The sequence below is a fragment of the Micromonospora sp. NPDC047521 genome, assembly GCF_055587305.1.
This window is the reverse complement of the sequence record NZ_JBVJGN010000008.1, coordinates 309,721-331,303: the sequence shown is the minus strand read 5'-3', so window position 1 is coordinate 331,303 and position 21,583 is coordinate 309,721. Positions and strand designations below refer to the sequence as shown.

Genomic DNA, 21,583 nt, shown 5'->3' with positions numbered 1-21,583 from the left:
GCCGGGCAGGGAACAGCACAGGCCCGGGAAACAGCACGGGCCCCCGGAAACAGCAAAGGCAAGGAGGGGAACTCCTTGCCACTTTCAACATATACCGCATACCGGGGCTTGTGGCAAGACCCCGGTTGTGGCGCACAATCGTCGGCCGACCGCGAAAATCGGCAGACATGGGGAATTGCGTGTTCGACGTGATCATCGTCGGTGGCGGGCCGACCGGAATGATGCTGGCGAGCGAATTGCGGTTGCGGGGCGTCACCGTGCTCGTGGTGGAGAAAGAGATGGAGCCGCCGCCGTTCGTGCGGTCGCTCGGGCTGCACGTCCGCAGTATCGAGGTGCTGGATCAGCGAGGCCTGTTGGAGCGGTTCCTGGAGAACGGCAAGAAATTTCCGATCACCGCCGGCGGCGTTCGAGGATTCTTCGCGGGAATCGAGAAACCCGCTCCGGCCGGCCTGGACACCGCCCACGGGTACGTACTCGGCATCGCGCAGACGCTCACCGACCGACTGCTCGCCGAACACGCGGCCGACGTCGGCGCGGAGATCCGGCGCGGTGGTGCGGTGGTCGGGCTGGAGCAGGACGACGACCGGGTGACAGTGCACGTCGCGGACGCAACCCCTACGACGTTCCGGGCCCGGTATGTCGTCGGCTGTGACGGTGGGCGCAGCACGGTTCGGAAACTGGCAGGCATCGGATTCCCAGGCGAGCCGTCGACGATCGACACTCTGCTGGGCGAGATGGAGGTGACAGCGTCTCTGGACGAGACCACCGCGGTGATGACCGAGGTGCGCAAGACCGAGAAGCGGTTCGGTATCGGCCCCTCCGGTCGACCGGGGGTGTTCCGGGCTGTCGTACCGGCGGAGGGCGTGGCCGAGGACCGCTCGGTGCCGCCCACGTTCGAGGAGTTCAAGAGGCAGTTGCGCAGGTACGCCGGCACCGACTTCGGCGCGCACTCCCCCCGCTGGCTGTCGCGCTTCGGCGACGCGACCCGGCAGGCCGAGCGCTACCGGGCCGGCCGGGTGTTTCTGGCCGGGGACGCCGCGCACGTCCACCCGCCGATGGGCGGGCAGGGGCTCAACCTCGGGATCCAGGACGCGTTCAACCTGGGTTGGAAGCTGGCCGCGACAGTCGCCGGCTGGGCGCCCGACGACCTGCTGGACAGCTACGAGTCCGAGCGGCATCCGGTGGCCGCCGACGTGCTGGACAACACCCGCGCCCAGATGGAGCTGACGACCAACGAGCCCGGGCCGCAGGCGGTCCGACGGTTGGTGGCGCAGCTCATGGACTTCGAGGACGTCAACAGGTTCCTGATCGAGAAGATCACGGCGATAGGTGTCCGGTACGACTTCGGGGAGGGGCACGCCCTGCTGGGGCGGCGCCTGCGCGACGTCCAGGTGAAGCAGGGGCGACTGTTCGAGCTGATGCGTACCGGCAGCGGGCTGTTGCTCGACCAGACGGGGCGACTCTCGGTCGACGGCTGGACCGATCGGGTCGACCACGTCGTCGACACGAGCGAGGAACTGGACGTGCCAGCGGCGCTGCTGCGGCCGGACGGGCACGTCGCGTGGGTCGGCGAGGATCAGGAGACGCTCACCACGGCGTTGACCAGGTGGTTCGGTGCCGAGGGCGCTCCCGCGCGGGTGTGAGGGACGCTTCTATCCAGGCTCGTCCGGTGGCTGCTCCTTCGTCAGGTGGAGCAGCCATCCCTCGCCGGTCCGGATGAGCGCGTACCGCCGACGGCCGGTGCGGCCGTGCAACGTGAACAGCATCCTGCGGTCGGTGCGGTCGTGCTCCTCCCAGGTGCCGATGTCGGCGATCGACTTGTCGGCGTCCTCGTAGGTCAGATGGTCGAGGTGGTGGTCGGGTACGGCGATCGCGAGCCTGTTGTCGCGGGGACCTGCCGGCAGCCCGCGAGGCACCGCCCAGGAGCGCAGCACACCGTTCTCCTCCAGCCGCAGGTCGAAGTGCGGTCGTGGTTTGCGGTGGTGGTGCAGGACGAAGGCAGGTGCCACGTCCGCCATTGTCGGCGATCGTCGGCCCTCGCGCCTGTCGCTTGCTGCTCACGCCGGGGTGCCCGCCCTGCCCGGACACATCGATGCGAGGTGTAGCCCCCGCGTCCGAGGGGCAAGAACCACCCATGGGTGCGACGGCGCGGGGCGACGAGCAGGTGCTCGGCGGGCGGCACCGACAGGGTGGATCGGAGTGTGCGTACCCCTGGACCCGACTGTCACCGGCTCTCGACTGATGCGTCTGCGGTACTGCCTGCCCGCGGCGGCCCTCGGGGCGGCGGCGCTCGGCGCGGCCGTCGGCGCCGACCCCGCCGGCGCCGAACCACTGCCGTTGCCTGCCGGTCCCCCGCCGGCGCGGGCCGCCACCCCGCCGAAGATCATCAAGGCGCTGGTGCCGGACGTGATCGAGACGCCGCTGACGGTCCCCGTCCCGCTGCCGTCGGCCATCGCACTGCCGTCGGCCCTCCCGTTGCCCTCGGCCGTTCCCCTGCCCACCACCGCCCTGAGGCCGACGTCGGTCACGCCGCCCGTCGCGGTACCGACCAGACCGCCCAGGACCCGGCCGTCGCCCCGGTCGACAGCCGCACCCGTCCCGTCCGCCTCCAAGGGCCGTACCGCGGCGCCGTCGTCGCCTGCGCCCTCCGCGACAGCGACGGTGTCCCGCGCCCGCGAGGGTCGTGTGCCCGCGGGGAGGCGGGTGGCCGCTGCCGGAACTCCCGCGCCCACCCCGCCCGCCCGTCCCGTGCCGGGGCTGCCCGCGCTCGTACGGTCGCTGGCGTCCGTCACCGCGGCCACCGGCGTCAGCGGCGCCGATCCCGCGACATCGACCACCGAAGACCCGCCGCCCAGCTCGCCGCTGTGGCGGGGGCGCGCTGTCGCCGCCGTCGACATGCGCGCTGCCAGCCGCCCCGTGGGGCGGGGTCCGCCCCCGCCCCGGCAACTCCTGATCACCCACCCGCGTCCACGACGTTGATCAGGAGAAAGTCATGGAAATCGCTGTTATCTGGATCCCCGCCGACATCGAGCCGTCGGAGCCCGCCGTCGCGGCGTGTCTCACCCACCTCCGCCGGCACGACTACCGATCGAACGGGATCGTCCGGGCACCGTGGGAGACGGTCGAACAGGCGATGATCGACGGGGAGGTGGACGTCGTCGTGATCGCCGACCTCGCCCACCTGCCGCCGGACCGGTCGCCCCGCATCGAGGTGGCCACCGCCCCGGAGCCGACCATCGACGAGGACCGGCCGGTCCCCGGCTGACACGACGACGCGCCCCGTCCACTCCGGACGGGGCGCGTCGCGCTTCGTTATCTTGACTTTCATCGATGTTAGCGCCAACACTGCTGAGACCGCGTCTCCCGCGCTCCACACCCTCCGGAGGTCTGATGCCACCGCACCCGGACGGTCCAGCCAACCGCCGCGCCATCGGAACGGAGCGCGTCGGCCGCCACAGCCCCCGACGCCTCCGACCGATCCTGGCCGCGATGCTCGTCGTGCTCGCCGTGTCGGCGGGCCTGCCGGTGGCCGGGCCGGCGCACGCCGCGCCGGCGGTCGCCTACACCAACCCACTGGTGAACCAACGGGCCGACCCGCACATCGTCAGGCACACCGACGGCTACTACTACATGACCGCGACGGTGCCGCAGTACGACCGACTCGTACTGCGACGGGCGACCACGCTGCAGGGGCTCGCCACAGCGGCGGAGACGACCATCTGGTCCCGGCACACCAGCGGGGAGATGGGCGCCCACATCTGGGCGCCGGAGATCCATTTCATAAACAACAGGTGGTACGTCTACTTCGCCGCGGGCCGGACCGACGACGTCTGGCGGATCCGGATGTACGTGCTGGAGAACGCGAACCCGAACCCGCTCACCGGTTCGTGGACCGAACGCGGCCGGATCACGACCCCCTGGGACACCTTCAGCCTGGACGCCTCGACCTTCGTCGCCAACGGGGTGCGTTATCTGACCTGGGCGCAGCAGGAGCCGGGCATCTCGACGAACTCCAACGTCTACCTCGCCCGGATGGGCGCCAACCCGTGGCAGATCACGGGCACGGTGACCCGGCTCGTCGTGCCGACGTACGACTGGGAGACCCGCGGCTACCGGGTCGCCGAGGGCCCCAGCGTGGTCCAACGCAACGGTCGCCTCTTCCTGACCTACTCGGCAAGCGCAACGGACGCCAACTACTGCCTCGGGATGCTGAGCGCATCCGCCACCGCGAACCTGCTCGACGCCGCCTCCTGGAGCAAGAGCCCCACTCCGGTGTTCACCAGCAACGCGGCCACCGGCCAGTACGGCCCCGGCCACAACTCGTTCACCGTCTCGGAGGACGGGCAGAGCGACATCCTGGTCTATCACGACCGCAACTACCGGGACATCAGCGGCGATCCGCTCAACGATCCGAACCGCCGGACCAGGCTCCAGAAGGTGTACTGGAACGCCGACGGCACGCCGAACTTCGGCGTCCCGGTGCCCGACGGAGCCACACCGGTACGGCTGCGGTCACACGATGTGACAAGCAGCTACATCAGGCACTACGACTACCGGGCCCGGATCGAGCCGAACGTGGCCAACCTGGCCGACTCACAGTTCCGGATCGTCAACGGTCTCGCCGGTGGCGGCACGGTGTCGCTGGAGTCGACCAACTTCCCGGGCTACTACCTGCGCCACAGGGGCTTCGCCCTGTACGTCGAGAGGAGCGACGGGTCGTCCCTCTTCGGCGGGGACGCGAGCTTCCAGCGCAGGTCCGGCCTGGCCGACAGCGCCGGGCTCTCGCTGGAGTCGCAGAACTACCCGGGACGGTACGTGCGTCACCGCGACGGGCTGCTCTATGTGGAGGCGGTGGGTACGAGCGCCGAGCGGGCCTCCGCCACGTTCCACCTGGAGTAGTCGTCACCCACCCGTGGTGCCGGTGCTCTCCCTGCGGATGAGCCGGAACGGCGTCTGCACGGTCAGCGGCGCCGCAACCTGCGCACCCTCGATGCGGGCGATGAGGCGGCGCACCGCCAGACGGCCGATCTCCCTCTTGTCAGGCGCGATAGTGGTGAGGGTCGGCGTACTGAACCGGCCCTCCTCGATGTCGTCGATGCCGACCACCGCCACGTCCTGCGGCACCCGGTGGCCGGCCTCGGCCAACGCCCGCAGCGCGCCGACGGCGACCAGGTCGTTGTAGGCGAACACCGCGTCCGGTGGGTCACCGAGCGCGAGCAGCTCACGCATGGCCCGCATGCCGTCGGGTCGGCCGAACGCGTCGGTGCGGGCGACCAGCCCCGGGCGGTACGGCAGGCCGGCGGCGGCGAGGGCTTCGCGGTAGCCGCGTACGCGCAGGTGCGCCGACTGCCGGTCACCACCCGGCGTGGCGCCGAGAAACGCTATCCGGCGGCGACCGATCGTCACGAGATGCTGGATCGCCGCGTGGCTGGCGGCCACGTTGTCGATGGCGATGTGATCGTGCGGTACGTCGTACACGCCCTCGCCGATCAGCACGAGCGGACTGTCGGCGGTCCGGGACAGGACCTCCTCCCGACCGATCCGCACCGGGCTGAGGATCAGGCCGTCGATGATGTGCCGCCGGGAGCCGCCGAGGAGCGCCAGCTCCGCGTCCCGGTCCGCGGCGGTGTTCTCCATGACGAGCGTGTAGCCGAGCCCGGCGGCCTCGGCGATGGCGATCTCGGCGAGTTCGGCGAAGTAGGGATTGTTCAGTTCCGGGACGGCAAGGGCGATCAGACCGGTACGCCCCCGACGGAGGTGCCGGGCGCCGAGGTTGGGGCTGTACCCGAGTTCGTCGACCGCCTGCTGCACGCGCTGCCGGGTCCGCTCCCCCACCGGCCGGTATCCGTTTACCACGTTCGAGACCGTGGCCAGCGAGACGCCCGCGCGTTCGGCTATGTCCTTCAGGCTGACGGCCATCCGCCGACCCTCCACGAATTCGACTGATGAGCGACGGTACATCGATGACCAAGGATTGACGCGGCGGCCCGCGCGGCTCTATAACGTTATACAGACGATGATGCATGTCAATATCGCCGACGCCCACCACCCACGCGCTTCGGGCATGGCCGTACCGCCCGTGGCGACTCGTCCCCCGGAGACGGCATGACACGTCAGGTCACCACCCGCCCCGCCCTGCCGCTGCTGCTCATCCTCGCCCTGGTCGCCGGCGTTCTCGCCGCGCCAACCCGGGCGGCACACGCCGCGCCGGCCAAGACACCGCCACTGACCACCCCCTGGACCGGCCAGGCCCTGGTCGGCACACCACTGCCGGAATACCCACGACCCCAGATGACCAGGCCGGACTGGCTCAACCTCAACGGCGAGTGGCAGCTACGCCAGTCGGCCACCGACGACGCCCCGCAGTTCGGCACCACCCTGCCCGAGCGGGTAAACGTGCCCTTCCCGGTGGAGAGTGCCCTGTCCGGCATCGGGCGGGCCGCCAACGACAACCGCAACTACCTGTTCTACCGGCGCACCGTCACCATCCCCGCGAACTGGTCGGGTCGGCGCACCCTGCTGCACTTCGGCGCCGTCGACTGGCAGAGCACCGTCTGGGTCAACGGCGTACGGGTCGGCGCGCACACCGGTGGTTACGACGCGTTCACCTTCGACGTGACCCCCCAGCTCACCGCCGGGACCAACGAGATCGTCGTCAAGGTCTGGGACCCCACCGACACGCGGCAGAACGGCAGCCTGCCCGCCATCGGCAAGCAGACCAAGACCCCCGGCGGGATCTTCTACACGCCCAGCTCGGGCATCTGGCAGACCGTGTGGATGGAGCCGGTGCCCACCGCCTCCATCAGCAGCGTGGACGTCTACCCGAACCTCACCACCAACACCCTGCGGGTCCGGGTCTTCACCCGCGGAAACGTGAGCGGCCACAGTGTGCTCGCCGAGGCGCTCAACGGAAGCACGGTGGTCGGTACGGCCACCGGCGGCTTCACCGACTTCAGCGTGCCGGTGCCCAACGCGCGCCGCTGGTCGCCCGACGATCCGTTCCTCTACAACCTCCGGGTCACCCTCCGCAACGGCGCGGGTGCCGTCGTGGACCGGACCACTCACTACTTCGGCATGCGGGAGATCACCACCGGCCTGGTGAACGGCGTGCTGCGTCCCAAACTCAACGGTCAGTTCGTGTTCCAGGTCGGCACCCTGGACCAGGGGTTCTGGCCGGACGGGCTCTACACCGCGCCCACCGACGCCGCCCTCGCCTTCGACCTGCAGAAGCACAAGGACCTGGGCTTCAACATGGTGCGCAAGCACATCAAGGTCGAACCGCAGCGGTGGTTCTACCACGCGGACCGGCTCGGTCTGCTGGTCTGGCAGGACATCCCGTCGCTTACCGCGCAGGACATCAACCCCACCGACGCCCAGCAGGCGCAGTTCGAGGCCGAGGCACGCGAGATCGTCGACGAGCACCGCAGCTCGCCCGCCGTGGTCGCCTACACGCCGTACAACGAGGGCTGGGGCGAGCGGTCCCTCGCCGACACGCGACGGGTCGCGCAGAACATCAAGAACCAGGATCCGACGCGCCTGGTCAACCCGCACAGTGGCCACAACTGCTGCCAGTCGCTCGGCGACCCAGGCAACGGCGACATCGACGACTGGCACGTCTACCTCGGGCCGGACTCCCCCGTACCGTCGAGCAGCCGGATCGCCGTGCTCGGTGAGTTCGGCGGCCTGGGCCTGCACACGCCGGGCCACGAGTACAGCCCCAGCGGCAGCTTCTTCGCGTACGAGTGGCAGGCCAGTTCGACAGCGCTCACCGACAGGTACGTCGGGCTGGTGCAGGGCAGCCAGAACCTGATGCTCGGCAAGGGGCTCAGTGCCTCCGTCTACACCGAGATCACCGATCTGGAGGGCGAGCTGAACGGCTTTGTCACCTACGACCGCCAGGTGATCAAGATGGACCAGGCGCGGGTCCGCGCCGCCAACACCGCCCTGATCAACGCGTCGAAGACCATCGGCAGCTCGGCGCCCGTCGCCCTACCTGTCAACACCCGGCGTTCCCTACAGGTGACCACGCCCGGCTACACCAACCGCTACCTGCGCCACCAGGACAGCCTGGCGTACACCGAGGTCGTCGACGCCGCGAGCCCCAGCCTGCTCAAGGCCGACGCCACGTACACCATCCGCGCCGGCCTGGCCGGTACCGGCTGCTACTCGTTCGAGTCGGTCAACTTCCCCGGGCAGTACCTGCGCCACCAGAACTCCCGGGTGCGCAACTCGCCTGACGACGGCTCGGCGCTGATGCGCGCCGACGCCACCTGGTGCGCGCGCGTCGGACTGACCGGCTCGGGTGTGTCACTGGAGTCGTACAACTTCCGGGGCAGGTACCTGCGGCACTACAACTCGGAGGTCTGGCTCAGCAACGGCACGGGCGGCGACGCGTACAACACGCCGGCGTTGTGGGCCGCCGACAGCACCTGGGCCATCGCCGCACCCTGGGCGCCCTGACCGGGCAGAGGCAGCGGCGGGCCGTCGCCGCCAGCAGACGACCGCGGAGGTTCCGGCCGGGCCGGAACCTCCGCGGTCGGTCGGCGTGCCTTCAGGTACGTCGGTCACCGCGTCGCCTCTCCGTTGAGGCCGGAGAAGTCGTGCCACCCGGCGCCGCCCAGGAAGCCCGCACCCGCGGACGTCCCGCACGCCGGGCGGCCGCAGCAGGGTCTGCCACGTCAGCCAGTTCGCCGGCTCCCTGTGACCGACCACCGTCACCTGCCGTAGCGGGTGTCGTTTCCTGGTCATGAGGGAAGTGCCGCATTGGAATCAACCCAGGGCAAGCACCGGCTCGCAACTTGCATCCGGCCGGGAATGACCCATCCGTTGCAGCGCGCAAATAACCGTTCATCAATTAGATGTACGTCAATCTTGACTTGCGCGGCCCGTTAGCGGACCGTAAAGAGACATGGCAGATGCGTGACATTGTCGGCCCGATCGGCGTGGTTCGCCAAATAGTCGCGCTGCCGGTTTCGCGCCGCGTGCATCAGGAGGCGTTTCATGCGGTTGAATCCGTTCACCGGAGCTTATCTCAACGATCCGGCGACATTGTGGCGCCGCATTCTCGACGATCCTGACGGGGTGCACTACGCCGACGATCTGGGCATGTGGTTGATCAGCGGGCACGCCGACGTCAGGCGGGCTCTCAGCGACGCCTCGACGTTCGCCAACGCCCTCACCCTCGCACCTGTCTACGAGGTCTGCCCGGAGGCGATGAGCGTGATCACGCAGATCGACGCGCCGCCCACGACGGCCGCCGCGGACCCCCCGGTGCACCCCCGCACCCGCCGGGCGCTGCGAGCCACCTTCGCGAACACCCCCGAGCGGGTCGAGACCGAGTACGGCGCGATCGTCCGCCGCCGGGTCGACCAGCTGGTGTCCCGGCTGGTCGACCGCCAGGGCGACCAGGTGGACCTCGTCGCCGAGTTCGCCACCGAGCTTCCCCTGCTCGTGGTCCTGGACATCCTCGGCGTACCCGACGCCGACATCGCCCGGATCCGACAGTGGGCGGACGGCCAGATCGCTCTCATCTGGGGGCAACCGGACCCGGCCGAGCAGGTACGTCTGGCGTGCGGCCTGCTGGAGTTCTGGCACTACTGCCAGGATCTCGTGCGCCAGCGGATGGACAGCGGGCACCGGGGCGATGACTTCATCAGCCGGGCCCTGACGTACCGCGACGACGACGACGCCGTGCTGACGGTGCCCGAGGTGGCGAGCCTGGCGTTCAATCTCCTGGTCGCCGGCCACGAGACGACCGCCGGACTGCTCGCCCACGCGCTCGACCAGGCCCTCGCCACCCCACACCGATGGTCGGCGATGGCCGCCGATCCAGGGCTCGTCCCCGCGTTCGTCGCCGAGACGCTCCGGTTCGCGCCCGCCATCGACGGCTGGCTCCGCGTGACGCGCCGGGAGGTCACGCTGGGAGAGGTCACCATTCCCGCGGGAGCCCGGTGCCTGCTGCTGATCGGTGCGGCCAACCGGGACCCCGCCGTGTTCGCCCATCCGGACCGGTTCGACCCGCACCGGTCCGATGCCGGGGATCACCTGTCGTTCGGCCATGGAGCACATTTCTGCATAGGCGCGGGACTGGCACGGCTTGAGGCCCGGGTCGCCCTCACCCGACTCGCCGCGGCCATTCCCGGCCTACGACTGACACCCGGCCACAGCCGTTCCTACAAACCGAATGTCGCGTTTCGCGCGCATCACGGGTTGAGCGCGACAATCGACACCGTGACACCAGCGGACGTGCCGGCGACACGAGAGGCAGCCGGCGCCGAGGCGTACATCGGGGGACAGTGAGCACGCACCGGGAGGTGCCGTCGCACATCCGGACGTGGGCCTGGGCGGACGTCGTACGGCTGCTTCCGCCCACCACGACGCGACGCCCGCACGGGGTGTCGGCCATGCCTTTCATGCTTTGCCGTGCGATCCATGTCGGTCAACGTCTTCACACCCATCACGTCCTGGGTTAAGAATTGCTCTCTACGAATGCCCGGCGCAGCGACACGATTTGATCCGTCCGCTGCCGATTCCCCGTTGCCACGAAGGTGAGCGCATGGAGCACACATCGCCGTCGAGCTCCGCTCAACCCGCGGCCAGCGAGCGGTTCCGGTGGGAGCTGCGCAACTGCCGCCTCCGACGCGGCCTGACCCAGCGGGCGCTGGCGGATCGGGTGCGGTTCAGCCGGGAGACGGTCGCGGCGGTGGAGTCGGGTCGCCGGTTCGGCAGCCACGAGTTCGCGGTGCGCTGCGACGACGTACTCGACACCGACGGCCTGCTGGCGGCGCTGTGGCCGCAGGTCGCCGCCGAACAGCTGGCGGCCGACGGTCGCCGCGGTCCGCGATCCTCCGAACCCGCACGCTCGGACCCGCCTGTCGCACGTCAGCGCGGTCGGCGTGACGCCAGCGACCCCGGTGCGGTGGTGGACGCCATCGACGAGCTGCGCGAGCTGATCGGCCAGGTCCTCAACGGTCAACCCGAACCGGACGACCGCGAGCGCGACGCTTCGACAGGACCCCGGGGCGACCGGCACTGACCTCGCAATCCCGTGACGCCGCGCGCTGTCACCGCCCGCTGACGCTGGGTACAGATGCTGGTACGGGCAGTTTGTACCACGGTCAGGTCTGGCCTACGAGCGCCGCTTCCGGCCGAATGGGACTTGCATTTGGCAAGGTGCGGATAGACCGTCATCGACGAGTCGTGGGAGTCAATCTTGGCGTCGAGCACGAGGTCCCACGAGGCCCGACCCTACCCGACCCGTCGGCGCGGCTGGAAGATTGCCGGTCGGATGCGCCTCATCGTCGCGGCACCGCTCGTCGCCGTGATCGGCTTCGCCAGCCTCGCGCTCACCGAGAGTGCGCGCCAGACGGGCCGCGCCGACGACCTGCGGATCCTGGCGCAGGTCGGCGCCGAGGCCGGTGACCTGGCCTACCGACTACAACGCGAGCGCATCGCCGCAGCCGACCTGCTCACCTACGCCGCTCCGGAGCAGCAGGACGCGTTCGGCGTGGAGATGGCAGCCACCGACGACGCCGCCGCCCGCTACCGCCGGCAACGTGACCTGCTGCCCGCCGACGCCAACCAGTCACTGCTGCGCCGCATAGACGCCGCCCTGGACGGGCTCGCCCCGCTGCGCACCCAGGTCCGCACGGCGGCGCACGCCTCGGTGTCGGCGATGACCTTCAGCTACCGCATCGCCATCGCCGACCTGATCAACCTCCGGGAGAACGTCTCGCACGGCGTGGTCAACGCCCAGCTCGCCGACGGGATCCGGGCCTCGGCGGCGCTGTCGAAGACGGCCGAGGCGATCGGCCAGCAGCAGGTCGCCGTGCTCCGCGCGGTCGTGGCTGGCGAACTCACGCCCGCCATGCAGCAGGACATCACCGCGGCCCGGACGAGCTACACCGAGTCGAGCCTGTCGTTCCTGGCCCTCGCCCCACCGGACTGGAACACCTGGTGGGAGCAGGCCGGCACCGGCAAGGAGGCGCTCGCGCTGCAACGGATGCAGGACGACGTGTCCCGAGCACAGCCCGGGACACCGCTGCGGCTGGCGACCGAGGCCTGGGTGTCCACCACGCAGGCCCGTGCCGCCCGCCTGTCCGACCTGCGGGCCCGCGTCGACGCCGCGGTGCTCGACGACGTCCGGACCGCGCACGCCGACCAGCGCCGCCGGGCCGTGGCCGAAGCGGTGGGCGTCCTGCTGGCACTGGTGCTCACCGCAGTGGTGACCTGGGCCGTCGCCCGGCAGATCACCCGGCGACTGCGCCGCCTGCGGGACGCCGCGAACGCCGTCGCATTCCAACAGCTGCCCGCCGTGGTGGCCCAGCTCCAACAGCCGGGAAGCGCCGCCGTCGACCCGGACGAGCTGGCCCGCCAGCAGTCCACAGTCGCACTCGACGCGTCGAGCGACGACGAGATCGGCGAGCTGGGCCAGGCGTTCAGCGCCGTGCACCGGGCCGCCGTCCGGACCGCCGCCGGGCAGGCGGTGATGCGCGCCAACACCGCAGACATCTTCATCCACCTGAGCCGCCGCGAACAGCGCCTCGTCGACGCCGTCCTGGCCCAGGTCGACCTGGTCGAACGGGACGAGACCGACCCCGACCGGCTGCACCAGCTGTACACACTGGACAACCTGGCGACTCGGATGGGACGGATCAACGCCAGCCTCCTGGTGCTCGGCGGCGTCGGTGTCGGCCGCGTACGACAGCACGACGTCCCCCTGCAACAGGTGCTCCAGGCGGCGCTGTCGCAGATCGAGCACTACGCCCGGATCCGGCTCGGCATGATCGACGGCGACGTTGCCGTGGCGGCCAAGACCGTCGACGAGGTCGTACACCTGCTCGCCGAACTCATGGACAACGCCACGACGTACTCGCCGCCGGGCAGCGAGACCTGGGTGAGCGGCCGGAGCCTGGGCGACCGCGTCATCATCCAGATCAGCGACGAGGGTGTCGGGCTGTCCCCGCAGCGGATGGACCAGCTCAACGAGCTGCTGGCCCACCCACCTGCCATCGACGTCGCCGCCGTACGGGCGATGGGGCTCGTCGTCGTCGGTCACCTCGCGGCCCGGCTGGGCGCCACCGTCCAACTGCGGCGCGGCCCCCGGCGGGGCGTCCTCGCCGAGGCGACACTGCCCGCCGCGATGATCCGGTCACTGCCACCGGAGGAGTACCTGCTCGCCCCCGGGCGCCTGTCCCGGCGTGCGGCCCGGACCGCCGGCCCCCCACCGCCGTACCAGCCGCGCCCCGAACCCACCGCCGGACGCCCACCGGCCGAACGGACAGTGCCCTCGGCGCCGGTGTTCCGACCGGCTCCCCCGCCCCCGGACCGGGGGGACGCGCCCACCGAGGAGCTGCTCATCTTCGAACAGGTCAACCACTGGTTCCAGGCTGACATCGTCGACGGGCAGGACGGTCGGGAATGGGCCAGCCCGGCCGACGACGCCTGGCGCACCGCGGCCCGCGCGCACGCCCCGGAGGTCGCCACGACCACCACGTCCGGCCTGCCCAAGCGGCAACCACAGCGGCATCTCGTGCCCGGTGGCGTGACGGTGCCGCAGCAACAGCAACGGTCGGAGTACCGCGACCCCGCCCAGGTGGCCACGGCGATGGCCGCGTACGCCCGGGGCGTGGCGGCCCGACGGCGCACCCCGATCAACCTCGGCAAAAACTGACGCGACAGGAGAGCACGTGACCGATCAACAGGATCTCGGCTGGCTGCTGGACAACTTCGCCGCCCGCGCGACCGAGGTCAGCCATGCGATCGCGATCTCCAGCGACGGGCTGATGGTCGCCGCCACCCGCGACCTGCCACCGGACCGGGCCGACCAGCTCGCCGCGACCGGCAGCGGTCTGGTCAGCCTGCTGCGCGGCGCCGCGGCGTTCTTCGACGCCGGCGCGGTGATCTCCAACGTCACGCAGCTCGAGGGCGGCTTCATGTTCTCGATGGCGTTCAACGACGGAGCCTCGTTGCTGGTGCTCGCCGCGCCCGAGTGCGACGTGGGCAAGGTGTCGTACGACTTGACCGAGCTGGCCAACCGCATCGGGGACGCCCTGACCCCCGCGGCCCGCGCGGCCCTCGCCCGCAGCCGCTGACCACCCCGGCGCCCCCACGCCGGACACACTTCCCCTTCCCCTGGAGTAGGACATGCCTTTCACCACCCCTTGGCGCAGCCGTGCCCTCACCGCCGCGCTGCTCGCGACCGTGCTGACCGCCAGCTCGGCCTGCGGTGACGACGCGCCCGGCACGAGCGCCGGCGGATCGATAAAGATCGGACTGCTCGCGTCGCTGTCCGGGACGTACCAGGCAGTCGGTACGGAGATCCGCGACGGCTTCCAGCTCTACCTGGACACCCACGACGGCAAGCTCGGCGGTCGACAGGTAGACCTCGTCGTCGCGGACGAGGGCAACGGCGCACAGACCGCCGTGCCGGCGGCGACGAAGCTGCTCAAGCAGGACCGGGTGTCCGCGCTCACCGGCATCGTCGGCGGTGGCTCCGTCGCCGGGGTCACCCCCCTGCTCAACGAGACCAAGGTGCCCCTCGTCGGCTCCAACGGCCGGCCGGAACTCAAGGACGTGTCCCGGGTCTGGCACACCTCGTACCTCTCCGACGAACCCGGGGCGGCCATCGCCCAGCACGTCCGGGACAACGTGAAGGGTTCCGTGTATGCCATCGGGCCGGACTACCAGGGCGGCTGGGACGAGCTGCGCGGCTTCACCGACGCGTTCAGCAAGATAGGTGGGAAGCTCGCCAACGCGGACGGCAAGACCACCTTCACCCCGTTCCCGGCCACCACGAACTTCACCCCGTACTTCGCCCGGATCAAGGCCTCGGGTGCCGCCGCCGTCTACACGTTCTACGCCGGCAGCGCCGCCGTCGACTTCGTCAAGCAGTACGCGCAGTCCGAGATCAAGGACGTCCCGCTGTACGCGGCAGGGTTCCTCACCGAGGGCGGTGTGCTCAACGCGCAGGGCGAGGCGGCCCGGGACATCTACTCGGTGCTCAACTACTCGCCGGACCTGGACAACGCGGAGAACCGCGCCTTCGTGGCGGCGTGGAAGGCCAAGCACGACGGTTCGCCGACCACGTACGCGCTCGCCTCGTACGACGCGGCGGCGGTGCTGGACCGGGCGATCGGCGCCGCCGGCGACGACCCGACTCCGGAGGCCATCAACGCGGCCATCGCTCAGCTCGGTCAGATCGCCAGCCCGCGCGGTACCTGGCAGTTCTCCACCACCACGCACTCACCCGTGCAGAAGTGGTACCTGCGCCAGGTCCGTCAGGACGGGCGGGCGCTGTCCAACACCGTCGTGGGTGACCTCGCGACCGTCGGCCGGTGACCCTGGTGGTGGCCGTCCCGAACCGGATCGACCCGTACCTGATCCCGGCGCTGGACGGGGTCGCCTACGGGCTGCTCGTCTTCGTCGCCGCCTCGGGTCTGGTCTTCTGCTTCGGCGTCGCCAACATCCTCAATCTTGCGCACGGGATGCTCTACGCGATCGGTGGGTACACGGCGGCGGCGCTGCTCGACGGCGGCTGGGCGAGCCTGGCGCTGGCGTTGGCGGTCGGTGTGCTCGCCGCCGCCGCTGCGGGCGTGCTGCTGGCCGGACTGCTCACGCCTGTAGCCGCCGGCAACCACCTGACCCAGGCGCTGCTGACCTTCGGGGTGGCTCTGGCCGGCGGCAGCCTGCTCGTCGCCGGCTTCGGACCCGACGATCCGCAGGTCCGGGTGCCGGCCGCCCTGGACGGGTCGGTGGTGGTCGCCGGCCACCGGTACGCCGCGTACCGGCTCGTCTTCATCGTGGTCGCGGCGGTGATCTCCGCCGCGCTCTACCTCGTGGTGCGGCGTACCCGGGCCGGGATGCTCGTCCGGGCAGCCGTCGACGACCCGGAGATGGTCGCCTGCATGGGCGTGAGTCCCACCCGGATCCGGGCCGGTGTACTCGCCGCCGGCGGCGCGTTGGCCGGCGCTGCCGGGGTCCTGGGCGCGCCGATCATCGGCCCCGGCACGGACACCGCCGACACCGTGCTCCTGCTGTCCCTGGTGGTCGTGGTCCTCGGTGGTCTCGGGTCGATGGCGGGCACGCTGCTGGCCGCCCTCGCGATCGGCGAGATCCAGACGTTGGGGGTGGCGTTGCTGCCGTCCGCCGCGCCGTTCCTGCTGTTCGCCGCCATGGCGGCCGTGCTTGCCGTGCGGGCGCGTGGCCTGGCCACCAGGTGGGGGACGACGTGAGGGACGAGGTGATCCGGTGGGGTCGCGGTGGCGTCGCGGTGCTCGTCCTGGTGGGCCTGGTCGTGGCGCCCCTGGTGGTCGACGACTACACCACGGCGATCCTGGCCCGGACGCTGGCGCTGGCAGTGGTCGGGGTGAGCGTGGCACTGCTCACCGGCGTCGCGGGCATGCCGACCCTCGGCCAGACGGCGCCGTACGCGGCGGGCGCCTACGCCTGCGCGGTGCTCGGTAGCCGGGTCTCGGACGTCGGCGTCGTGCAGGTGGCGGTCGCGGCGGGTGCCGGGGCAGCGCTGGCCGCGCTGACCGTACCGCTCGTCGTCCGCGCCCGTGGGGTGATCGTCCTGATGATCACGTTGGCGATCGGTGAACTCGTCGTGACCGTCCTGGGCCGGTGGCGGGCGGTGACCGGTGGCACGGACGGGCTGGCCGGCATACCCGCGGTCCGCCCGTTCTGGGGCCTGCCGGTGCTCGCCAGCGACCAGGCGCGTTACCTGTACACGCTTGTCGTCGCGGCCACTCTTGTCGGCGCGGTGCTGTTGCTGCTGCGCACCAGGGCCGGGCTGCTGCTTCGCGCCTGCCGCGACGACGAGAGGCGGCTGCGGGCCAGCGGGCACCGGGTGCCCCTTCTGGTGTCCGGCGCGCACGTCGCCGCCGGAGCGGTCGCCGGGGCCGCCGGCTCGCTGCTCGTCGTCGCCCAGCAGTACATCTCCCCCGCCGACTTCGGCTTCGACACGTCCGCGCTCCTGCTGCTCGGGGTCGTCATCGGTGGCACCGCCTCGGTCGGCGGCGCCCTGGTGGGCGCGGCGCTCGTCATCGCCGTCCGGGACTGGCTGTTCGGGGTGCTGCCCGGCCACGCGCCGCTGGTGCTGGGGGCGCTGTTCGTGGCGACCGTCTACCTGCTGCCCTCCGGCGTCGACCGGGCACGGCTCAGACCGCGCCCGACGGACGTCCCGCCGGGCCACCCGGACCGGCCGGCCGTCCGCGAGCACGCCGGGGCAGCACCGGAGCCACGGACATGACGCCGCTGCTCGACGCCCGGGACGTCCAGGTGCGGTACGGCTCGCTCGCCGCGCTCGCCGGCGTCGACCTGACCATCCACGACGGCCAGCGGCACGCGTTGATCGGCCCCAACGGAGCCGGCAAGACGACCCTTCTCAACGTGATCGCGGGCGCCACGAGACCGCAGCACGGCGCTGTGGTGTTCGCCGGACGGGACGTCGGCCGGCTCGGCCCGGCGGCACGGGCCCGACGGGGCATCAACCGGATACACCAGCGACCGGCTGTCTTCTCGACGCTCACCGCGACGGAGAACGTCGTGGTGGCCGCGCTGCCGCGGGTCATCCCACGGCGCAGGTGGTGGCCCGGCGGACGCCGGCACGCCGCGCAACACCGGGCGGGTCCGCTGCTGGAGCGGATGGGCCTCGCCGACGTCGCATCGGTGCCTGCCGGGCACCTCGCACACGGGCAACGACGCCAGTTGGAGATCGCCATGGCCCTTGCCGGTCGCCCCCGCCTGCTGCTGCTCGACGAACCGGCGGCCGGCCTGTCCGCCACCGAGGTCGGCCGGCTGGTCGAGCTGCTCCGGGCGCTGCCCCGCGCCGTCGCCGTACTGCTTGTCGAACACCGACTGGACCTGGTGTACGCCCTCGCCGACACGGTCACCGTGCTCCGCGACGGTCAGCGGTTGGCCGCCGGTACACCTGACGAGATCCGTACCTCGCCGCTGGTGCGGCAGGCCTACGCCGACGGGGTGGCCTGATGCTGAGTGTGGACCGCCTGTGCGCCGGCTACGCCGGGGGGACCGTGTTGCACGAGGTCAGCCTGCGGGTACGCCCAGGCAGCATCCAGGCCGTGGTGGGACGCAACGGCGCGGGCAAGAGCACGCTCGTGCACACGATCGCCGGGCTGGTGCGCGCCTCAAGTGGTCGCATCGAGATCGGCGGCGTACACGTTGCGGGCCGGCAACCGCACCGCATCGCCCAGTCCGGGGTGGGTCTCGTGCCACAGGGCAGGCGGGTCTTCTCCCGGTTGACCGTCGCCGAACACCTGGTCCTGGCGGCCGCGCCGTGGCGGGCCGCCACCCCGGGCGGCGAGGGCTGGACGGTGGCCCGGATCCTGGAACTGCTGCCGAGACTGGCCGAACGGCTGCGGCACCGCGGCTGCGAGCTGTCCGGCGGCGAGCAGCAGATGCTGGCGATAGCGCGCGCACTCCTGGGCCAACCCCGGGTGCTGCTGCTCGACGAACCGTGTGAGGGTCTCTCCCCCGACCTCGCGGCCCGGGTCCGAGAGCTCATCGGCGCCCTCGCCGCCGACGGCCTGACCGTGCTGCTCGTGGAGCAGCAGCTCCAGCACGCGATAGAGGTCGCGGACCGGGTGGCGGTCCTGGAGTACGGCCGGGTGGTCTACGACCGACCGACGGCCGAGGCCCGCGTCGATCCGGGCCCGGTGGCCGCGATGTTGAGCGTCACCACCGCCGTCGCGCCGCCCCCGACCAACCGGCCCGCCCCCCGGCTCTGGGCCGACACCCCGTAGTCACCCGAACCTTTTGCGAGAGGTAGACACCCATGACCAGCGACACCAACGACGACACGTACACGTTCGACAACGGCGCACCGGACGCCGTCGCGCAGATGCACGCACTGGAATCCTTCCTGGACCCGATCACCACGCGCCGCCTCGCCCGCCCGGTGCTCCGTGCGGGGGCGACCTGCTGGGAGGTCGGCGCGGGCGGCGGCTCGATGGCCCGACGGATCGCCCGCGCGGTCGGCGACGACGGCGAGGTGCTGGCCACGGACATCGATCCCAGCCATCTCGTGGCCGACGGCAACCTGCGCGTACGCAGGCACGACGTCCGCACCGAACCGCCGCCCGGTGACGCGTTCGACCTGATCCACGCCAGGCTGTTGCTGCTGCACCTCCCCGACCGACGACGGGTCCTGCGTACGCTCACCGGCGCGTTGGCTCCCGGCGGGTGGCTGGTGGTGGAGGAGTTCGACTGCACCGGGCCGCTGCGGGTGCTGACCGCACCGACGGACGACGCCGCGAAGCTCTTCGCGCAGGTGATGGACGCGATGATGGGCGTTCTGCAGGACCACGGCGCCGACCTGGGGTGGGCGCAGGACGTGCACACCGAGATGGCCCTCGCCGGCCTGACCGACCTGGACACCATCACCCACTCGCAGAGCTGGACCGGCGGTTCGACAGGCACGTCGCTCTACGAGACGAACTCCCGCCAGTTGGAGCCGGACCTGCTCGCCGCGGGGCTGTCACCCAACCAGCTGAACGCCTTCCGGCGGCTGGTGCGTGACCCCGCGTTCGCCGTCATGTCGTACCACTTCGTCTCCACGCGCGGCCGCCTGCCGGGCTGACGGCACCCGACACCCAGTCGCGACCGTCGGTCGTCAGCGGTTGAGGTAGGCCGCCAGACCGCCGAGTTCCTCGTTGGCGATGAACACCGACCGCACGTTGAGGATGGCCTCCTCGACGTGGGTGGGGCAGCCCCACGCCGAGTCGCCCCACGAGTCGGCGATCTTGATCTCGGCCGGTGCGGGGCAGCCGGCGGGACCGCCGAGCTGGCAGCGCTCGGGGTGCGGCGCGGCGGCCTGCGCGGCGGCGGCGGCGCGTACCCGGGCGGCGAGTTCCGCTGCGGCGGCGGCGCGTTGCTCGGCCTCGGCACGCAGTTCCCGTTCCGCGCGTACCGCCCTGGCCAGGTCGTCGTGGGCGGACTTGGCGCGGGCCTCGGCCGACGTCTTCGCCTGCTCGATGTGGTGCCGCTCGATGGCAAGGGCGGCGGTGCCGGCGAATACGCGGGTGAGCGCGAGATCCGCGTCCTGCGGGACGCGCGGGGTGCGGTGGTACATGGCGAAGGTGCCCAGCAGGCCACCGTCGCGGGCCAGGATCGGCGTGGACCAGCAGGCGCCCAGGCCGGCCCGGCTGGCCAGGTCGCGGAAGTCGTTCCAGAAGGGATCGGTGGCGATGTCGGTGACGATGACCGGCTCCCGCCGGTGCGCGGCGGTGCCGCAGGAGCCGACACCCTCGCCGGTGGCGATCCCGTCGATGGCCTTGTTGTAGAAGTCGGGCAGGCTCGGCGCGGCGCCGTGCCGGAGGTGCCGGCCGTCGGGATCCGCGAGGAGTACGGAGACGAACACCTCCTGCGGCGCGAGGTTCTCGATGCAGCGGGCCATCCCGTCGAGCACCTCGGCCAGGGGCGCCTGGCGGGCGATCTGCTCCAGCAGGGCGCGGTGTTCGACCATCAGGCGTTGGGCGTGCTTGACCTGGGTGGTCTCCACGCCGAGCAGGCGAACACCGATCACGTTGCCGGCGGCGTCCCGTCGTGGCTCGCAGGTGACGTCGAAGAACGTCTCCCGCGTGTACGGGCCGCTGCCCAGGACGACCCGGACGTCACGGCCGGTGTCCGGCTCCCCCGTGCGGTAGACCTGGTCCAGCAGGGCGACGAAGTCCTGGCCGACCAGTTCGGGCATCAGGTCCGCGAGCGCGACGCCAGTGCGTGCCCGTTCCTGGCCGATGCTGGCGAAGAACGTCGGGTTGGCCGACTCCACCAGGTGCGCCGGCCCGGCAAGTGACGCGAACAGGGCCGTGGACTGCCCGAACAGCGCCCGCAGGTCCTCTTCTGCTCCCTGCCGGGTGACCTCCGGATCCGGAGCAGTCGGCTGCTGGCGTGGTACCGCCGTCATGTCGTGGCCTGTCCCTCATCCGCAGACGCGTGGCGTGGCGTGGTCGATGATTCACCGGCCGGTGACGGTGGCCGGCCGTGTTGTCGAGCGCTACCAACCTACGGCAAACCGCCTCCCGTCGCCCGCGCTGGGCCCGGGGCGTCCGGTCACGCTTCAGGGGCGTCGCCCGCTTCGACGATCGAGACGGAAGTGCCCAGTTCGACGGTACGGGAGACGGTGCACAGGCGGTCGTGGGACTGCTGTAGCGACCGGGGCAGCGCCTCGCGGGCCTTGTCGCCGTCCGGACCCGCCGGAAACGTCACTGTGAACTCCACCCGGAGGTTCTGCATCCGGTTGCCGCCGGCCTCGTCGCGTACCTTGTCGCCGGTGACGTCGACGGAGAACCGCGTCGGCTCGGCCCGGCGGCTGGTGATGTGGTCCACGTCTATCGCGGTGCAGCCGCCGATGGCTGCCAGAAGGAGTTCCACAGGCGTGAAGCTGGCGTCCTCGCCGGTGCCCATCGACATCGATCCGCCGCGGACGTTCCGCGCGACGTAGTTCCCCACGCTGGTGCGCTCGATCTCCACCGAGCGGAAGGTGTCGTCACTCATGACTGGAAACTACCCTGGCCGGCGGCCACCAACCTGGCGGCCTGCGCCGCGCGTGGTCCCGCGTGCC

The 21,583-nt window shown here is 71.2% G+C and carries 19 protein-coding genes; 15 read left to right on the top strand and 4 right to left on the bottom strand.

The window, feature by feature from the left end; genetic code table 11:
- Nucleotides 1–179 precede the first annotated feature (179 nt).
- Nucleotides 180–1,643 (top strand): rifampin monooxygenase, encoded by a 1,464-nt coding sequence (gene rox / locus ACZ6N8_RS19840; protein ID WP_466011787.1) that lies wholly within the window; start codon nt 180–182, stop codon nt 1,641–1,643.
- 9 nt (nt 1,644–1,652) lie between these two features.
- Here the strand turns inward: rox and ACZ6N8_RS19835 are convergent, their stop codons facing one another.
- On the bottom strand, nt 1,653–2,018 hold the full coding sequence (locus ACZ6N8_RS19835) for a DNA polymerase ligase N-terminal domain-containing protein (RefSeq protein WP_466011759.1): 366 nt from the start codon (nt 2,016–2,018) through the stop codon (nt 1,653–1,655).
- 181 nt (nt 2,019–2,199) lie between these two features.
- On the opposite strand from ACZ6N8_RS19835, the gene ACZ6N8_RS19830 reads away from it, so the two are divergent.
- The 3 genes from ACZ6N8_RS19830 (at nt 2,200) to ACZ6N8_RS19820 (ending at nt 4,899) form a co-directional block, all read left to right on the top strand.
- Nucleotides 2,200–2,979: a hypothetical protein gene (locus ACZ6N8_RS19830; protein ID WP_466011757.1), complete on the top strand. Its 780-nt coding sequence runs from the start codon at nt 2,200–2,202 to the stop codon at nt 2,977–2,979.
- Between the two features lie 13 nt (nt 2,980–2,992).
- Nucleotides 2,993–3,265: a hypothetical protein gene (locus ACZ6N8_RS19825; RefSeq protein ID WP_364363347.1), complete on the top strand. Its 273-nt coding sequence runs from the start codon at nt 2,993–2,995 to the stop codon at nt 3,263–3,265.
- A 224-nt stretch (nt 3,266–3,489) separates the two neighbouring features.
- Nucleotides 3,490–4,899, top strand: coding sequence for a family 43 glycosylhydrolase (locus tag ACZ6N8_RS19820; RefSeq protein WP_466011756.1), 1,410 nt, complete (start codon nt 3,490–3,492; stop codon nt 4,897–4,899).
- 3 nt (nt 4,900–4,902) lie between these two features.
- Here the strand turns inward: ACZ6N8_RS19820 and ACZ6N8_RS19815 are convergent, their stop codons facing one another.
- Complete coding sequence (locus tag ACZ6N8_RS19815) at nt 4,903–5,919, bottom strand: LacI family DNA-binding transcriptional regulator (protein WP_466011755.1); 1,017 nt, start codon at nt 5,917–5,919, stop codon at nt 4,903–4,905.
- 186 nt (nt 5,920–6,105) lie between these two features.
- On the opposite strand from ACZ6N8_RS19815, the gene ACZ6N8_RS19810 reads away from it, so the two are divergent.
- The 11 genes from ACZ6N8_RS19810 (at nt 6,106) to ACZ6N8_RS19760 (ending at nt 19,600) form a co-directional block, all read left to right on the top strand.
- Nucleotides 6,106–8,460, top strand: a complete 2,355-nt coding sequence (locus ACZ6N8_RS19810) for an AbfB domain-containing protein (protein ID WP_466011754.1) — start codon at nt 6,106–6,108, stop codon at nt 8,458–8,460.
- A gap of 540 nt (nt 8,461–9,000) precedes the next feature.
- On the top strand, nt 9,001–10,299 hold the full coding sequence (locus ACZ6N8_RS19805; protein WP_466011752.1) for a cytochrome P450: 1,299 nt from the start codon (nt 9,001–9,003) through the stop codon (nt 10,297–10,299).
- Nucleotides 10,300–10,555: 256 nt separating this feature from the next.
- Nucleotides 10,556–11,035, top strand: coding sequence for a helix-turn-helix transcriptional regulator (locus ACZ6N8_RS19800; RefSeq protein ID WP_466011751.1), 480 nt, complete (start codon nt 10,556–10,558; stop codon nt 11,033–11,035).
- 252 nt (nt 11,036–11,287) lie between these two features.
- A complete protein-coding gene (locus tag ACZ6N8_RS19795; RefSeq protein WP_466011750.1) occupies nt 11,288–13,672 on the top strand; it encodes a sensor histidine kinase in 2,385 nt (794 codons plus the stop codon).
- A 16-nt stretch (nt 13,673–13,688) separates the two neighbouring features.
- Entirely contained in the window at nt 13,689–14,093 is a 405-nt protein-coding gene (locus tag ACZ6N8_RS19790) for a roadblock/LC7 domain-containing protein (protein WP_466011749.1), read from the top strand.
- 52 nt (nt 14,094–14,145) lie between these two features.
- Nucleotides 14,146–15,339 carry an ABC transporter substrate-binding protein gene (locus ACZ6N8_RS19785; RefSeq protein ID WP_364363325.1) on the top strand — a complete coding sequence of 398 codons (1,194 nt, stop codon included), beginning with the start codon at nt 14,146–14,148 and terminating at the stop codon, nt 15,337–15,339.
- Nucleotides 15,336–16,232 carry a branched-chain amino acid ABC transporter permease gene (locus ACZ6N8_RS19780; protein WP_466011747.1) on the top strand — a complete coding sequence of 299 codons (897 nt, stop codon included), beginning with the start codon at nt 15,336–15,338 and terminating at the stop codon, nt 16,230–16,232. Before ACZ6N8_RS19785 ends, ACZ6N8_RS19780 begins: the two co-directional genes overlap by 4 nt.
- Nucleotides 16,229–17,251, top strand: a complete 1,023-nt coding sequence (locus ACZ6N8_RS19775) for a branched-chain amino acid ABC transporter permease (protein WP_466011745.1) — start codon at nt 16,229–16,231, stop codon at nt 17,249–17,251. The genes ACZ6N8_RS19780 and ACZ6N8_RS19775 overlap by 4 nt, the downstream gene beginning before the upstream one ends.
- The gene (locus tag ACZ6N8_RS19770) at nt 17,248–17,991 is read left to right on the top strand and encodes an ABC transporter ATP-binding protein (protein ID WP_466011744.1); all 744 of its coding nucleotides are present in this window, start codon (nt 17,248–17,250) and stop codon (nt 17,989–17,991) included. The genes ACZ6N8_RS19775 and ACZ6N8_RS19770 overlap by 4 nt, the downstream gene beginning before the upstream one ends.
- Nucleotides 17,991–18,764 (top strand): ABC transporter ATP-binding protein, encoded by a 774-nt coding sequence (locus tag ACZ6N8_RS19765; RefSeq protein WP_466011743.1) that lies wholly within the window; start codon nt 17,991–17,993, stop codon nt 18,762–18,764. Before ACZ6N8_RS19770 ends, ACZ6N8_RS19765 begins: the two co-directional genes overlap by 1 nt.
- Before the next feature lie 32 nt (nt 18,765–18,796).
- Nucleotides 18,797–19,600: a methyltransferase domain-containing protein gene (locus ACZ6N8_RS19760; RefSeq protein WP_466011741.1), complete on the top strand. Its 804-nt coding sequence runs from the start codon at nt 18,797–18,799 to the stop codon at nt 19,598–19,600.
- A gap of 33 nt (nt 19,601–19,633) precedes the next feature.
- Here ACZ6N8_RS19760 and ACZ6N8_RS19755 read toward each other — a convergent pair whose 3' ends face one another.
- Together ACZ6N8_RS19755 and ACZ6N8_RS19750 are read right to left on the bottom strand one after the other, a co-directional pair.
- Nucleotides 19,634–20,926: a GAF domain-containing protein gene (locus tag ACZ6N8_RS19755; protein WP_466011739.1), complete on the bottom strand. Its 1,293-nt coding sequence runs from the start codon at nt 20,924–20,926 to the stop codon at nt 19,634–19,636.
- Nucleotides 20,927–21,072: 146 nt separating this feature from the next.
- Nucleotides 21,073–21,516, bottom strand: coding sequence for an OsmC family protein (locus tag ACZ6N8_RS19750; protein WP_466011738.1), 444 nt, complete (start codon nt 21,514–21,516; stop codon nt 21,073–21,075).
- Nucleotides 21,517–21,583: the final 67 nt, after the last annotated feature.

What these genes read in the sequence shown, in the direction of transcription:
- ACZ6N8_RS19810 (WP_466011754.1), top strand. Translation starts at nt 6,106, where the DNA reads ATGACACGTCAGGTCACCACCCGCCCCGCCCTGCCGCTGCTGCTCATC.
- ACZ6N8_RS19835 (WP_466011759.1), bottom strand. Translation starts at nt 2,018, where the DNA reads ATGGCGGACGTGGCACCTGCCTTCGTCCTGCACCACCACCGCAAACCA.
- ACZ6N8_RS19760 (WP_466011741.1), top strand. Translation starts at nt 18,797, where the DNA reads ATGACCAGCGACACCAACGACGACACGTACACGTTCGACAACGGCGCA.
- ACZ6N8_RS19750 (WP_466011738.1), bottom strand. Translation starts at nt 21,516, where the DNA reads ATGAGTGACGACACCTTCCGCTCGGTGGAGATCGAGCGCACCAGCGTG.
- ACZ6N8_RS19820 (WP_466011756.1), top strand. Translation starts at nt 3,490, where the DNA reads ATGCTCGTCGTGCTCGCCGTGTCGGCGGGCCTGCCGGTGGCCGGGCCG.
- ACZ6N8_RS19795 (WP_466011750.1), top strand. Translation starts at nt 11,288, where the DNA reads ATGCGCCTCATCGTCGCGGCACCGCTCGTCGCCGTGATCGGCTTCGCC.
- ACZ6N8_RS19800 (WP_466011751.1), top strand. Translation starts at nt 10,556, where the DNA reads ATGGAGCACACATCGCCGTCGAGCTCCGCTCAACCCGCGGCCAGCGAG.
- ACZ6N8_RS19815 (WP_466011755.1), bottom strand. Translation starts at nt 5,919, where the DNA reads ATGGCCGTCAGCCTGAAGGACATAGCCGAACGCGCGGGCGTCTCGCTG.
- ACZ6N8_RS19785 (WP_364363325.1), top strand. Translation starts at nt 14,146, where the DNA reads ATGCCTTTCACCACCCCTTGGCGCAGCCGTGCCCTCACCGCCGCGCTG.
- ACZ6N8_RS19765 (WP_466011743.1), top strand. Translation starts at nt 17,991, where the DNA reads ATGCTGAGTGTGGACCGCCTGTGCGCCGGCTACGCCGGGGGGACCGTG.
- ACZ6N8_RS19770 (WP_466011744.1), top strand. Translation starts at nt 17,248, where the DNA reads ATGACGCCGCTGCTCGACGCCCGGGACGTCCAGGTGCGGTACGGCTCG.
- ACZ6N8_RS19825 (WP_364363347.1), top strand. Translation starts at nt 2,993, where the DNA reads ATGGAAATCGCTGTTATCTGGATCCCCGCCGACATCGAGCCGTCGGAG.
- ACZ6N8_RS19755 (WP_466011739.1), bottom strand. Translation starts at nt 20,926, where the DNA reads ATGACGGCGGTACCACGCCAGCAGCCGACTGCTCCGGATCCGGAGGTC.
- ACZ6N8_RS19805 (WP_466011752.1), top strand. Translation starts at nt 9,001, where the DNA reads ATGCGGTTGAATCCGTTCACCGGAGCTTATCTCAACGATCCGGCGACA.